We start from the raw sequence: 14,317 nt of genomic DNA, 5'->3' as shown, positions 1-14,317 counted from the left end.
TGATAAACAAAGTCCTTATGCTACTTTAGCGAAAACATTATGGAGATAGCCAATCTTGAAAACTTTCGAAAATAAAACGCACTTAGAATCACTTCAGCGCTCTTGGGCAATTTTCTCTGGCCATAAACGTGACCAAGTCAGTGAATTCAATTGCGGGGATTGTGTTTACTTACCGCTTGCTGGCTTTCTCAATGGGCTCGCTTTGTGGTTTTGTGCTCAGTTCATTCTGTTTTTCCAACAACAATCCAATGCCGGCGCCATTATTGTCGGTAGTTTTCTAATTAATGCTTTACTCTCTTGGTCTAATAATTTTCATATCCTAAAATTTGGCGACGCGATTAACAAGGCTCATAACTTAAAACTCGCTCAAGCGCCAACTGCCATCACTCAAGTTGTCATACTTTTTCGCCTCGTAGCTGTTGCCTACCTACTTCACAGTGGCCTTACTTGGTGGCTCATCCTCATCCCACTATTCCCCGCTTATACTCTAAGTACTAGGTTTTTAACTGAACTGCAGAACAAAGATTCCAACCTACAAAACATGTGCCTTTATGTAACTATTGGTCTCGCAGTTATACCCTGCTTTTTCACTCAAGAGATAATCCCAGTCGCTCTTTGCTTTGCCGCTATCTATTTCGCATCTCCCTATATAAGTTCCAAGCTTCAAAAACTTGATTTTGAAGATCAAATCAATAGTCATAGAGAATACTTAGAGCTAACCTCATTATGCTTGGCACTCATTATTCTCAAATAGGATTTTTAAATGAAACATCTATTCACAAGCCTTTTCCTCATATTCCACTTCACAAGTTTTCCTTATGAACAACCCGCTATCGAGGGGATAGAAGCACCCAAAACTGCTACTGAAACTCAAAAAGAAGTTTCGGCTGAAAAAGAAGCCAAACCAGCCAACTCAGAAATACCCGAAATCAAATTAGAGAAAATTGAAGGAATCGTAAGTACAAATCGCCTAAATGTTCGCGCTCGCCCTTCCGTTCGTTTTGAAATCATTGACCGAATCAAACGCGACAGCAAGGTAGAAGTCATCAAAGAAACAGAATCATGGCTACAAATTGTCGCTCCTGAACATAGTGCTGCGTGGATTGCCGCTAGCAACGTAGACGAAGAAGGAAAAATCACCAAAAGTAATGTACAGGCCTATGCTGGCGCTGGCATTGAGTTCTCGCCTCTTGGTACAGCTCCTATCAATACCCGAGTCGAGATCCTCTATCGCAAAGATAACACTTGGCTTAAAATCAAAGCACAAAACTGGATGCATGCTTGGGTTAGTAAACAGTTTGTCAAACTTGAAAAGAAGCAAGAATCCATTGCTCAAGTTGAAGATAAATCTGCAAAAGACATTAGGCCCATACCTATAAGATCAACAAACCCTACAGCAGACAACGAGGTGAGCCAAGAAGTTAATACAGCCATTAAAAAAAGTTATGATTTCGAGGAGCGTCGAGCCGAGCTCAAAAAAGTTAAACAAGAATTTCGAGACGAAATTGCCGCTGCTGAAAAAGAGCGGGATGCCCTAGAAAAAAAATTGACTGAACTACAAAAAAATAATGAAAGTAAAATCAGTGAAATCAATCAAGCTGAAAAAGAAATTTACGATAAAAATGAAGACATACTTAGAGGTAAAGAAATAATAGAAGTCATTAATAATGCTAAAAACGATATAAGCCGCGATGAATTCGAAAGCCAAGCCGTGGAAGAGATCACGGCAGAGTTAGGTAGCATAGACGAAGTAACACTCACTATTAGACAAGGACAAACGGCGGTCAAAGGTATTATCATGCCCGTCAGAAGTGAAGATAGACAAATAGTTGATTTCGCTTTGGCTGTAAAAATTGACAAAGAGTATTATCCTCTGTGCTATGTAATCGGCAAGGTAGAAAACCTGCATACTTTATATGAGCAGGAGATCGCCATGACTGGAATAAAAAAACGTAAGGAAGGTTGGTCGCGCCCAGTTTTCCATATGGATAAATATAAAATCATTAGGAAGTAACAATGACTTCAGAGTCAAGCAAATATCAATTATGGACTAGTAAAGCTCTCGCTAATGAGGACTTCACTCGTGAAGAATGCTTAGAAATCCTCGCATCTCCGGAACTTGACCTTCTCAAGCTCGCTTCGGCAGCAGGTGATGTCCGCACAAAAACTTTTGGTAAAAAAGTGAAAATCCATCAAATCAACAATGTACAAAATGGCCTTTGTCCTGAAGACTGTGGTTATTGTGGTCAATCAAAAGATTCTGACCTACCAGTCAATAAGTACGCTCTTAAACCAGAAGATGAAATTGTTGAAGAAGCACGTCAAGCTAAAGAACGTGGCGTTTACCGTTACTGCATGGTATCATCTGGAACTGGCTTAAACGAAAAACGTACCGACCAATTTGCCAACATCATTAAACGCATCCAAGACGAAGTTGGCATCAAGACTTGCCTATCGGCTGGATTTGTTGAATATGAGCAAGCTAAAAAGCTTAAAGAAGCTGGACTTGATCGCCTCAATCACAATCTCAACACCTCAGAGTCTCACACTCCAGAGATTGTCACAACTCACACATACGAAGACCGCCTAGAAACTTTGCGTAATTCACGTAAAGCTGGCTTGGAAAACTGCTCTGGTATGATTGCTGGCATGGGCGAAAGTGATAATGATGTCGTTGATGTAGCTCTAGAAGTTCGTCGTCTCGGCGTCCCCTCTATCCCAGTCAATTTCCTAGTCCCTGTTGAAGGCAATCGTATTTTTGACTTTGATCAATTAGATCCTATCCGTTGCGTTCGCATCTTATGTCTCTTCAGATTCCTCAACCCAAAAGCCGAAATACGTATGGGCGGTGGTCGTGAAGGTCATTTACGCGGACTTCAAAGTCTCGCACTCTATGCTGCTAACTCAGTTTTTGTCGAAGGTTACTTAGTGACTCGTGGCGACCGTAAAAACAAAGTTTTCCGCCTCATTAAAGATGCTGGCTTTGAGATTGAAAATGAAGAAGCTTTTAATATTGAAGATGATGAAGCTTCATCACAAAAATTCTCTATTGATGACAACCCTTCTATTCTCAACCCAAAAACTACTAAAGCTGAAGGTTGTGCCCCAAGCACTTGCGGTTAATGCTTGTTAAAGAACAGTTTTTTAGCTTTGCTTCAAAAGAGCAAGCCTTTCAACTTCGCTGCGGCAAAAGCCTCAGTAAAGTTGACGTGTGCTTTGAAAGTTACGGCCAACTCAATGCCGAAAAAAATAATGCTGTTCTCATTTGCCATGCCCTAACTGGTTCCGCCCATGCCGCAGGACGTCATTCAGAGGATGACCGCAAACCCGGCTGGTGGGATGAAATGATTGGTCCTGGCAAAAGCTTTGACACGAATAAATATTTCATTGTCTGCAGCAACATCTTGAGCTCATGCTATGGCACTACAGGCCCACAGTCTATCTGCCCCGAAACTGGCGAAGCTTATAATCTCGATTTTCCCATGACCACAATACACGACATGGTCAATGTTCAGCACGAACTCATGAAACACCTTGAGATTGATAAATGGCTCGCCGTTGCTGGTGGTTCCTTGGGGGGCATGCAAGCATTGCAATGGGCTGTATCTTACCCTGACAAAGTTCACTCATGCATTCCCATTGCCACGGCCGCACAATGCTCGCCATTAAGTATCGGCTTTAACTGGGTCGGGCGTGAATCAATCAGAAAAGATGAAAACTTCCAAGAAGGCAATTACCCAAGTGGCAGTCAACCCGAGAAAGGCTTGTCTATTGCACGGATGATTGCACACATGACTTACTTATCTGATGCCTCAATGCAAAATAAATTTGGACGTAAACTTCAAGAAATGGACGACGTCAATTACGAATTTAGCCATAATTTCCAAGTAGAAAGCTACCTTAACTATCAAGGTCGACAGTTCGTCAATCGCTTTGACGCCAATGCCTACCTCTACATCACCCGTGCTATGGATTACTTCAATCTGGCTGAAGAAGGAGAGAAAAAGACTCTTGCTCACGCTTTAGCTAAGAGTCTCTGTCAGTTTTGTATTGTCTCTTTTTCAAGCGATTGGCTATTCCCCCCTTATCAATCAGTCGAAATCGTCAATGCACTCGCCGAGAATCATCGCACTGCAACATACTGTAATATTAAAAGTGATGCAGGCCACGACGCTTTTTTACTTGAGGTTGATATTTTAGCTCCCATCATCAGTAACTTCCTCGCTCAACAACAAGAGAGTTTCGCTGATGCATAAACAGTTACTAGACGCCAACTTCTCCATCATCACGTCACTCATTGATAAAAAATCACGTGTCCTTGATCTTGGTTGCGGAAAAGGCAAACTTCTTAAGCACCTCAAACTCGAAAAAAAATGTGAAGTCCAAGGAATTGATGTAAGTCAGCAAGAAGTGATTGACTGTATTGCCAATGCCGTGCCTGTCCTACAGCTGGATCTAGAAGAAGGTATGAGTTTTTTCCAAGACAAGAGTTTTGATTTTGTCGTCATTAGCCAAACTATGCAACAAGTACATAATCCCGATAAACTTATTCGTGAAGCATTACGAGTTGGTAAAAAAGTCATTGTCTCAGTGCATAATTTAGCTTATTGGAAATCAAGACTTCAAATCATGCTAAGAGGTATGATGCCCAACACCAAGCACCTCCCCTACGAGTGGTATAACACACCCAACATCCATTTAGGTTCCATACGCGACTTTTACTCCATGTGTGAAAAAGAAGACTTTCGTATTACCAATGTCTGCCCAGGCGGTGAACACTTCCTAAGGTCCTTCAATAAAAATTTATTCTCGGAATTCTCTGTCTTCACTTTGGAGAGTCTCTGAATGTTCCCTGATTTTTGTAAAATTTTTGATCAGGATATCTATATTGTCGGTGGCGCCGTTCGTGACCAGCTTTTAGGGATTGATGTTTGTGATGTAGATATTGCTTCTGCAATTCACCCTCACGACTTCAAGAAACTTTGTAAGAGTCTTGGGCACAAAACTTTTGACACGGGTATTGAGCATGGCACTGTCACAGTTTTAATTGATGGTAAAGCCTACGAACACACCACTTTCAGAACTGATGTTTCTTGCGATGGTCGCAATGCGAATGTCAGCTTTTCAAAAACAATTGAAGAAGATCTCTCTCGCCGAGATTTCACTATCAATGCAATTGCCCTACTCCGAAATGAAATTATCGACCCTTTTCAGGGACAGCAAGATTTAGAAAATAAAATCCTCAAAACAGTCGGCCTAGCTGAAGAACGTTTCTCAGAAGACTATTTACGCATTATTCGAGCTGCCCGCTTTGCCTCCCGACTTAACATGTCCATTGATACTGAACTCTTGATCGCAGCTAAACACCTTGCTCCAAAAATCATCGAACATGTTTCAGTTGAACGTATTAGTGATGAATTTAAAAAAGCTCAAGCACACGCAAAAGAATTTCTAAAAGTTCTCTATTCGATGAATATTTTAGAAAACCTCTTTAAACGAACTAGCGATCACCATGCAAATGAACTTTGGTGGGAAGAAGTTGGCCGTGCAGCTCAGTTTGACGTAGAAAGTTATTTCGCGTCCCTCTTTCGCCCAATTGCTAATAGAGATCGCGTTGAAGAAGTTTGTCGCGAATACAAACTTAGTCGATCAATCATTCGTTTCTCCTGCCAACTAGTACAACATGCCCCCTATTTTATGCATGAAGAGTTTTCTCTTGAGAATTCATATCAAATATTAAAAGCATGTGGTGATAACGCCCCACGCCTGATCAATTATCTTCAAAATGTGATTCAACATTCACAAGCGACCCCTACCCTTGATCAAACACTAGAAAAACTCGATCAAATTTATGAGGCTATAAACAAGCCGCTAATTAATGGAGGTGACCTTCATAAAATGAATATAAAACCTAGCCCTGAATTTCGCCATATTTTAGATCGCTCCGCAATCCTTCAAATCGAAGGCTTTAGCAAAGAAGAAATACTAAAACAAATTAACTAAATGTGGTTTAGCAAAGCAAAAGCTACTTTTATCCACACTAGCCAAATCACCTGTATTGTAACAAGCCTTTATGCATACAATAGAGAGCCTACGCAATGGTACTTAATGTTTTTCATTTACTTCGCTTGTTTTTTCACCTACAATATTGAGCGTGTTTATCAAAAATCCCCAGAAGATATAATCAACCATCCTCAACGTCGTATTTATTTACAAAAGAATCAAACGACTATTCGATATACCTGTTTCCTATCTATATTAGCTTGCTCATATTTTGTTTTCTTCCTATCAAAATTTCAAATATTAGCTTTGATCATTGCCAGCATCCCCACATTTCTCTATCTTTCCCCAAAACTCTATTTCTCAAAAAAAAGACTGAAAGAGATTTTTCTAGCTAAAGAATTTAGTATTGCCTTTTCATGGGCATTAATCACGGCCGTTTTACCTTATCCAGAACTTAACTTCAAACTTTTTATCCTTTGTTTTATTTTGGCCTTCATCAACGTCATTGCCTGTGATCAATTAGACCAAAAAGGCGACTCCAAGAACAAGATAAAAACACTTGCCAACACTTCTGAACAAGCGAACGCTTACATTTATTTATTATGCTCTATTTATGTCATTCTCTGCGTTTATTTAAACGAATGGGGCTTTGCTTTAGCACTCATTCATATTTTATTTGCAAAAAAAATCCATGCGTCTCATTTCCAATACGATCTCGCTTTGATTTGGCCCACCCTCATTGTGCTACAATCATAAAAAAAATATTTTATTCTTGCCTAAAGCTTAGACTGCAAGTACAGTTGCAAAAAATTAAAAATCATTCCATGGATAGAATATGTATTTCAAATTAATAAGTTTATTACTTATACTAAGTTTTTGCACACTAAATGCCGACGAAGTTACCCTGAAAAATGGTGCAACTCTTCCAGGAACCATCACAAAAATCACCAAAGGCTCAATTACCTTTCAAACTGATTTTGCTGGTGAAATCATCATTCAACTTAGCAAAGTTGAATCTTTTAAAACTGAAAAAGAAGCCAACCTAGAATTCGACAACAGACAAACTGCTGTTGGCTTAGTGAAATATCATGATGGCCAAGCCCTGATCACTCCAAAAAAACAAGTTAACGAGAAAGATTTCAAGAAATCCGACACCGCCCCAAAGAAAGAAAACGAAACAACAAAAGTTGATGCACTTGAGCCTATCCTTTCCACTGAAGATTTTAAAAACTTGTGGCCTATAGGCAGTAAACACCCAGATTACGTCAAACCTCTGAAATTATGGAATTACACAATTGACCTTAATATACTCAAAGAAACTGGCAATACCGATGAAGATGAATACGAAGGGGGATTTAAAGCCAAATATGAAAAAGATGGAACAGTATTCGAACTCTTTGCCGCCTTCGATTTAGGCAATAAAAATGGTGCCAATACCGACGAAGAGTATACTGGCGGTTTTGACTACAAAACACCAATCAGCCTAGACCACATGCAAGCATGGTATGCACGTTATCGCTGGGAAAAAGACCGTTTTGATGATCTAGAAGCCCGACATACATTAGCTGGTGGTTACAGTCATTATTTTTTACGTGATGAAAAAGATATAACACTTAGAACTCGTGCAGGTATAGCTGAAAGGGTCGAACGCTACCGTGAAAACGATAGTGCCGACAATGAAAAACTCGCTGGTGATTTCCAGGCACTCTTTATTAAAAACTTTGGACAATGGGGGAAATTTAGGACAGAAGCCTTATATGCACCTGTTTTTGAAGATCCCAATGAAGATTATATTTATTATTTAGATATCAGCCATGAATTGCCGTTCAAATTGTCGGAGACAATGACACTCAGTTTAAAAGTCGGCTACAACCGTGAATATACCAGCATGCCTTCTGACGAAAGTGAAAAAGCTGATAACGAATTCTATCTAAAACTTTTGCTTAATTTCTAATGCTTGGAAAGTTTTTTCAATTATTATTTTTCTTATGCGTAAGCTCGCAAATAAATGCTGATATAATTCGATTAACTGATGGTTCAAGAATTTTTGGTACTATCAAAAAAGTTTATAAAGATCAGCTCAGTATAGAAACGGCATTTAGTGGGCTTATTATTGTGCCTGTGGTTCATGTTGACTCTTACGAAACTGACTCTCCGAAAAACATTGAATACGATGAGCACGAAACCACTCAAGGCAATATAAAATACACTATTGAAAACACTTTAATCCTCCCATCCAAAGACGAATTACTGGAGCAAGAATCTGTCTTTGTGCCTAATGACTTAGATAATATACAAACTCAATCAATTCTCTCTTTGTGGGAACTCGGTGCTAACCACCCTTCTTACTTAAAACCTGTCAGTCCTTGGGAGTATAAGCTCTATTTAAACTTGGCGAAACAAACCGGCAACTCCGATAAAGAAAATTATCGTGGCGGTGGATCAATTGGCTGGGAGCGAGACGGTGTCAAATTACTCAATTATGGTTCATTCATTCTTGGTGAAAACAATAAAGTAAATAACGAAGAGGAATACGTTCTCGGATCAGACTATGAGCATCCGAAAGCCCTAAATGACCCGAGTTCCATCTATCTTCGTTCACGCTGGGAAAAAGACCGTTTTGAAGACATACAAAACCGCTATGATTTAGCGGGTGGTATGGGCTATTATTTTTTAGATGATGAACGCCATATTCTGCGAAGCCGACTGGGATTAGCAATGCGCCACGAAGATTACCAAAAGGAAAGTGAACGAAATAACACTGGCCACGGTCTAGAAATGGAAGTCAGCTTCAAAAGGCAAACCAAAATTTGGGGCGCCATTTATAGCAAAGTACGCTACAATCCGGCCATAGATGATTTCAATCATTACATAATCAATCAGGAAAGTGGTTATGAGATTCCTTTCACCATGGATGACACCCTAAAACTCAGTTTAAATATGGGAATGGATCAAGAGTACGTCAGCCACCCAAATGGCACGAGATCAAAAGATGACACCAAATATTTCCTACGTTTAGGACTAACTTTTTAAAATCCTCACATTTATCTACTTATCTAATATAGAAAAGTTTTGTTGAAGCAGTAAAATCCTCAAAACTAAACGAGGGAAATTAAATGAAAAAAATTATTATTGCAATCTGCTTTATTGCTCCATTAGCAATTCTTGGCATTCTTGGCTTAACTTTCTGGATGTCACACAACAAACTTGTAAAACTCGACGTCGCTTGTGACACGCAACTATCAGAAATTGACAACATGCTAAAACGTCGTGCTGATCTACTTCCAAATTTGGTCAATACAGTAAAAGGTTACGCTAAACACGAAAAAGAAATTTTCACCGCCGTTGCCGAAGCTCGTGCAAAAATCGGTTCAGCAAAAACTGTCAAACAAAAATCTATTGCATCATCCATGATGGATAGTGCTTTAAGTCGCCTACTTGTAGTCGTAGAAAAATATCCCGACCTAAAAGCCAATCAAAACTTCATTCGCCTACAAGATGAACTCACTGGCACAGAAAACCGTATTGCGGTTGCTAGAACACGCTATAACGAAACCGTCAAAGCATACAACACAGCCATTAGGCAATTCTTTAAATCTATTGTCGCTAACATGCAAGGCTACGAGAAACGAGATTTCTTCGAAATTGAAAACCCTGAGGATAAAGAAGTTCCTAAAGTCGATTTCGAATCATGAATTTTCTCAGCAAAGAGCAACAAGCTCAGATTGGAGAGGCCATCAGTGCTGCTGAATTAAACACTTCAGGTGAAGTTGTCCTCTACCTCTGCAAGAAGTGCAAAGGCGATATTTATGAGCATGCACAAGAAGTTTTTAACAAGAAAGAACTCTATCAAACTGAACAAAGAAATGGCGTACTAATTGCCCTCTGTTACCAAGACCATAAACTCGCCGTCTTAGGAGATGAAGGTATTAACAAAGTCGTTGAAGACTGTTTTTGGGACGATGTCATCAGTCATATGATTACTCAATTCAAAGATGGTGCTTATACAGATGGCCTAAGTGAAGGTATACAAATGATTGGAGAGAAGCTTAAAGTTCATTTCCCTTATCAATCTGATGATGTCAATGAACTATCTAACGAGATCATTCATGAAGATTAAACTTTTCTCTCTTATTCTGTTCGTGCTAGCAAATGTAACTTTTGCTGAAATCGCAATCCCTAAAAGACCCGCTTTAGATTCTCATATAATTGACCAAGCGCAATTATTTTCAGATAAAGAAGAAAAGCAACTCTCTACTTTTCTAAAGCAATATCATCAGTCAGCCAATATTACGATGACTATCCTCACCATCAAAAGTCTTGAAGGGGAAGCTATCGAGAGTTTTTCTATTAGAACCGTTGACGAATGGGAAAAAGATAAAACCTTTAAAACGCCTTATAAATCTGACCTCTTATTCATCATCTCAAAAAACGACCGTAAAACTCGCTTAGAAGTCGGACGAAATTTAGAAGGTGATATTCCAGACGCAAAAGCTGGCGATTTCTTACGTGCACTACCTCCCTACTTCAAAACAGGAGACTTTTTTGGTGGCACCGTAATGATTATTGCGAGTTGCGCAGAAGCTTCTGGTGGGAAGATTAATACTAAAGTCAAGCCCGCTAGAAAGAAGAAAAAAACTGCTGGTGATTTCATCTTTTTAGTTATCATTATCATTGTCTTCATCCTCAATTTCACTTCTAGAGGCAGACGTGGCGGTGGCATCTTCATCATGGGCAGTGGACATGGTGGTGGTTTCTCTGGCGGCGGTGGTTGCTGGGGAGGCGGCGGTGGCGGTTTCTCTGGTGGTGGTTCATCAGGAAGTTGGTAGCTATAAATCGACTTAAAAACTTAATCTCAAGATCCTTAAGCTGTACGAACTAAGGATCTTTTAAGCTTGGACTTAAGATGGATAACTTCAGGTTTTATTTATCTCTTTTTAGAGTCAAAACCGAGCGCAATAAGCAAAAGAGATTTGCCTAAAACTTGTCTCACTGCTAAAATAGAAAAAAAGTTTTAATTATTAGGATTCGGATGAAACTCGCTAAGTCAATTTTAAAGAAATTTACCCCAATTTTCCAAAATACCTCCTTTTTTATGCAGGGGCAAATGGATATAAACCCGAAATCGCGTTGGACTAATCCCGATCTTCAAAAAGAGACTGGTGGCTTTTACCCAAAAGAAACATCGGTGAAACGCTGTATCAATAACCTCGAGGCATGGGATAACACTCGCCGCGACATGATCACACTCATGCTCCGCACCCTCATTGATAAAAAAATTGAAGGCAGCATGGCCGAGCTTGGCGTCTACAAAGGCAACACTTCGAAGCTTATTCACAACTATATGCCGGAGCGACCTTTTCACCTTTTCGATACTTTTGAAGGTTTTACCGATCGCAGTGTAACGGCTGAAAAAGGTCATACTGAATTCCAAACTAAAGGCAGTAAGTTCTCCGATACCTCAATGGGAAAAGTCCGCGCTCATATTGCTCCACAAAATGACAACGTTCACTTTCATAAAGGCTACTTCCCAGATAGTCTTCCTGATGACTTCCCAGAACAAAAATTCGCCTTTGTACACCTAGATGCCGACCTCTATGAGCCAACTTTCGAAGGTCTAAAATACTTCTATGAACGCATGTCCAAAAAGGGTATTATTCTCGTCCATGATTACAATGCTTGGATTGGTGCCCGTAAAGCGGTCGATGACTTTTTTGCCGATAAGCCCGAACTTCCTGTACCTATGCCAGACAAAAGTGGCTCCGTACTCATCACTAAGCAATAAAAACGACTATGCTTAGAGGATAAACTCTATGCTAGATAAAGATTTAAAAGCTCGACTCCTAAGACTGATTGGCCCTGTTGAAATTACATCTACAGAACTCGTTCAGTCATTGTGGAGTGGGTACGGCCAGATACTTAGAATCAAGCTCAAATCTTCTGAGTATGAATCACTGATTGTTAAGCACGTCAATCCACCCAACAACAAAAATCATCCGCGAGGTTGGAATAGTGATATTTCCCACCAACGCAAACTAAAATCCTACCGCGTTGAGTCTTCTTGGTACAAGAACTTTAGTGAACTATGCCCTAAAATGGCTCCCGTTCCAAAACTCATTGCCTGTGAGCAAAACGATGATGACTTTTTAATTATCTTAGAAGATATGGATGCCATTGGCTTCCCAAAACGTTTGAATACTATTAATCAAACTTCACTCGAAGTCTGCTTAACTTGGCTAGCACATTTCCATGCTAAATTCCTTCAAAATAACTCAACTGGTCTCTGGGAAAGCGGTTCATACTGGCATCTAGAAACTCGTCCCGATGAATTAGAAGTTCTCGATGATCTTCCCCTCAAAAAAGCTGCTAAAGCCATTGATCACAAGCTCAAATCATCACCATATCAAACTATTATTCACGGCGATGCTAAACTCGCGAATTTCTGCTTTAGTCCAGATGCTAGCCGTGTCGCTGCGGTAGACTTTCAATACGTCGGCCACGGCTGTGGAATGAAAGACCTCGCCTATTTTGTCGGTAGTTGTCTTAATGAAGAAGATTGTGAATCAATGGAAAAAGAAATTCTCAATTTTTATTTTTACGAACTCCGCAAAGCTTGCACTCTCTATCAAAAAGATGTCGATTTAAATGAACTCAAAAATAACTGGCGAGAGCTTTATCACTACGCTTGGGCAGATTTCCATCGCTTCCTCAAAGGATGGAGTCCAGGACATTGGAAAATAAATTCATATAGTGAACGCATTTGCCGACAAGTCATTCAAGAGCTGAACTCATGAGACTCAATCAAGATCAACTTTGCGAACTCAGCAAATTAGCTATTCAAGCAGCTAAAGAAGCTGGCCAGCTCATTCAATCTTATACTGGCAAAGCACTCACACATGAATTTAAACTTGGTGCGAGTTCCAAAGCTTCAGAAATTTTCACTGAAGTTGACCTCAAAGCCGAAAAAATCATTATAGAAACCCTCAAACCAAGCTTAGAAAAATTCGACCTCGCATTGCTCGCCGAAGAAAGTACTGATGATGGACAACGACATATCAAAGATGCTTTTTGGTGCATAGATCCCCTGGATGGAACGCTACCCTTCACTGAAGGTATTCATGGTTATTCGGTCAGCATTGCTCTCGTCGCAAAAGATGGCAGCCCTTTGATTGGAGTCATTTACGACCCCGTAAAAGACGATCTATATCACGCTATTAAAGAGCAAGGTATCTTTAAAAATCAACTCCCGTGGAAACTCACGAATGAATCTTCAGAGAGCACATTCTACTTCATGTGTGATCGTAGCTTTTATGAAAACAAAAATTTTGCCACTGCCAAAAAATTCATCCACAGTTTAAGTGAAAAATTGGGCTGTAATAAACTAAAAATCCTACACCAAGGTGGCGGAGCCATGAATGCAGTTTTGACGCTAAGTCATAAACACGCCTGCTATTTCAAGTTACCTAAAGTAAGTTTAGGTGGCGGGAGTTTATGGGATTTTGCTGCAAGTGCCAACCTATTCCAAGAAGCTCAGAAACCAGCTTCAAATATTCATGGCAATAAGCTTGATCTCAACCGCACAGATTCCACTTTCATGAACCACGAAGGTGTTCTCTATGCCAGTTCAGAAGAAATCTCTCAAGCCATACAAAGTTTTCATAAAAAAGACTTCAAATAATCACTTTGACCTCTCAATATTAGAATTTACTAATAGCTAAACTCCCATAAAATTGGCACTCATTGTCGTCATGTATTCATTTTCAGAGCCCATGAGTAAATTTAATTAATCATACTCACAATTAGCAAGTAAAAAAGTTTGCTTTCAAGTAAGTTTTGGCATTATTTTATAAGATCTAAACCTAAAGAGGAATAGTCTAAATGAAAAAGATACTTATACTTGGCAGCGTAACAAAACGTGGTAAAGCAATTCTTAAAAAAGCATTTAAACAAGGTATGGATGTGAGCATTGTAGGTGCAGCACCTCAGCTCAAAAACATCGCCAAAAAGTATTCATTTAATTATCTGGGAAAAAATTTCAAAAAAGTTGAACACTCACTCAAAAATTTCTGGGCCGTCATTAATTGTGATCAAGATTTTCATTGCGAAGCCTTTATTGACTTCTGTAAGCTCAACCAGCTCAACTACTATAATCACAATGGAGAAACTTTGCTATCTCGAAAAGATTCTGGGCCCCAAGACACCTTAACCAAACAACTCTGTTTTAAGCTTGTAGGTCCCTAAAAACTAAAGACGAACTTTCACAAGTTCGTCTTTTTTTACTATCATCTATGGCTAATTACTAGTTGTTCATAAG

General features: G+C 39.6%; 16 protein-coding genes. All 16 read left to right on the top strand.

Annotated elements, in window-relative coordinates; genetic code table 11:
• Nucleotides 1–55: 55 nt before the first annotated feature.
• Nucleotides 56–754, top strand: a complete 699-nt coding sequence (locus PQO01_RS06090; protein WP_274313146.1) for a hypothetical protein — start codon at nt 56–58, stop codon at nt 752–754.
• Nucleotides 755–763: 9 nt separating this feature from the next.
• Complete coding sequence (locus tag PQO01_RS06085; protein ID WP_274313145.1) at nt 764–2,014, top strand: SH3 domain-containing protein; 1,251 nt, start codon at nt 764–766, stop codon at nt 2,012–2,014.
• Nucleotides 2,015–2,016: 2 nt separating this feature from the next.
• Nucleotides 2,017–3,123: a biotin synthase BioB gene (gene bioB, locus PQO01_RS06080; protein WP_274313144.1), complete on the top strand. Its 1,107-nt coding sequence runs from the start codon at nt 2,017–2,019 to the stop codon at nt 3,121–3,123.
• Entirely contained in the window at nt 3,123–4,256 is a 1,134-nt protein-coding gene (metX, locus tag PQO01_RS06075) for a homoserine O-acetyltransferase MetX (protein WP_274313143.1), read from the top strand. The genes bioB and metX overlap by 1 nt, the downstream gene beginning before the upstream one ends.
• Nucleotides 4,249–4,845, top strand: coding sequence for a methionine biosynthesis protein MetW (gene metW / locus PQO01_RS06070; protein ID WP_274313142.1), 597 nt, complete (start codon nt 4,249–4,251; stop codon nt 4,843–4,845). The genes metX and metW overlap by 8 nt, the downstream gene beginning before the upstream one ends.
• On the top strand, nt 4,846–6,003 hold the full coding sequence (locus PQO01_RS06065) for a CCA tRNA nucleotidyltransferase (protein ID WP_274313141.1): 1,158 nt from the start codon (nt 4,846–4,848) through the stop codon (nt 6,001–6,003).
• Between the two features lie 105 nt (nt 6,004–6,108).
• The gene (locus PQO01_RS06060) at nt 6,109–6,759 is read left to right on the top strand and encodes a UbiA family prenyltransferase (protein ID WP_337994435.1); all 651 of its coding nucleotides are present in this window, start codon (nt 6,109–6,111) and stop codon (nt 6,757–6,759) included.
• Nucleotides 6,760–6,838: 79 nt separating this feature from the next.
• Complete coding sequence (locus PQO01_RS06055; RefSeq protein ID WP_274313139.1) at nt 6,839–7,957, top strand: DUF481 domain-containing protein; 1,119 nt, start codon at nt 6,839–6,841, stop codon at nt 7,955–7,957.
• A complete protein-coding gene (locus tag PQO01_RS06050; protein WP_274313138.1) occupies nt 7,957–9,036 on the top strand; it encodes a DUF481 domain-containing protein in 1,080 nt (359 codons plus the stop codon). The genes PQO01_RS06055 and PQO01_RS06050 overlap by 1 nt, the downstream gene beginning before the upstream one ends.
• 83 nt (nt 9,037–9,119) lie before the next feature.
• The gene (locus tag PQO01_RS06045) at nt 9,120–9,698 is read left to right on the top strand and encodes a LemA family protein (RefSeq protein ID WP_274313137.1); all 579 of its coding nucleotides are present in this window, start codon (nt 9,120–9,122) and stop codon (nt 9,696–9,698) included.
• On the top strand, nt 9,695–10,123 hold the full coding sequence (locus PQO01_RS06040) for a TPM domain-containing protein (RefSeq protein WP_274313136.1): 429 nt from the start codon (nt 9,695–9,697) through the stop codon (nt 10,121–10,123). The genes PQO01_RS06045 and PQO01_RS06040 overlap by 4 nt, the downstream gene beginning before the upstream one ends.
• Nucleotides 10,113–10,832, top strand: coding sequence for a TPM domain-containing protein (locus PQO01_RS06035; RefSeq protein WP_274313135.1), 720 nt, complete (start codon nt 10,113–10,115; stop codon nt 10,830–10,832). The genes PQO01_RS06040 and PQO01_RS06035 overlap by 11 nt, the downstream gene beginning before the upstream one ends.
• Nucleotides 10,833–11,035: 203 nt before the next feature.
• A complete protein-coding gene (locus PQO01_RS06030) occupies nt 11,036–11,788 on the top strand; it encodes a TylF/MycF/NovP-related O-methyltransferase (protein WP_274313134.1) in 753 nt (250 codons plus the stop codon).
• A 28-nt stretch (nt 11,789–11,816) separates the two neighbouring features.
• Nucleotides 11,817–12,797 carry a phosphotransferase gene (locus PQO01_RS06025; protein WP_274313133.1) on the top strand — a complete coding sequence of 327 codons (981 nt, stop codon included), beginning with the start codon at nt 11,817–11,819 and terminating at the stop codon, nt 12,795–12,797.
• On the top strand, nt 12,794–13,681 hold the full coding sequence (locus PQO01_RS06020; protein WP_274313132.1) for an inositol monophosphatase family protein: 888 nt from the start codon (nt 12,794–12,796) through the stop codon (nt 13,679–13,681). Before PQO01_RS06025 ends, PQO01_RS06020 begins: the two co-directional genes overlap by 4 nt.
• A gap of 200 nt (nt 13,682–13,881) precedes the next feature.
• Nucleotides 13,882–14,244 carry a hypothetical protein gene (locus PQO01_RS06015; RefSeq protein ID WP_274313131.1) on the top strand — a complete coding sequence of 121 codons (363 nt, stop codon included), beginning with the start codon at nt 13,882–13,884 and terminating at the stop codon, nt 14,242–14,244.
• Nucleotides 14,245–14,317 lie beyond the last annotated feature (73 nt).

This window comes from Lentisphaera marina (genome assembly GCF_028745505.1).
GTDB lineage: Bacteria > Verrucomicrobiota > Lentisphaeria > Lentisphaerales > Lentisphaeraceae > Lentisphaera > Lentisphaera marina.
The sequence above is the reverse complement of the archived record's forward strand: the minus strand, read 5'-3'. Positions and strand labels throughout refer to the sequence as shown.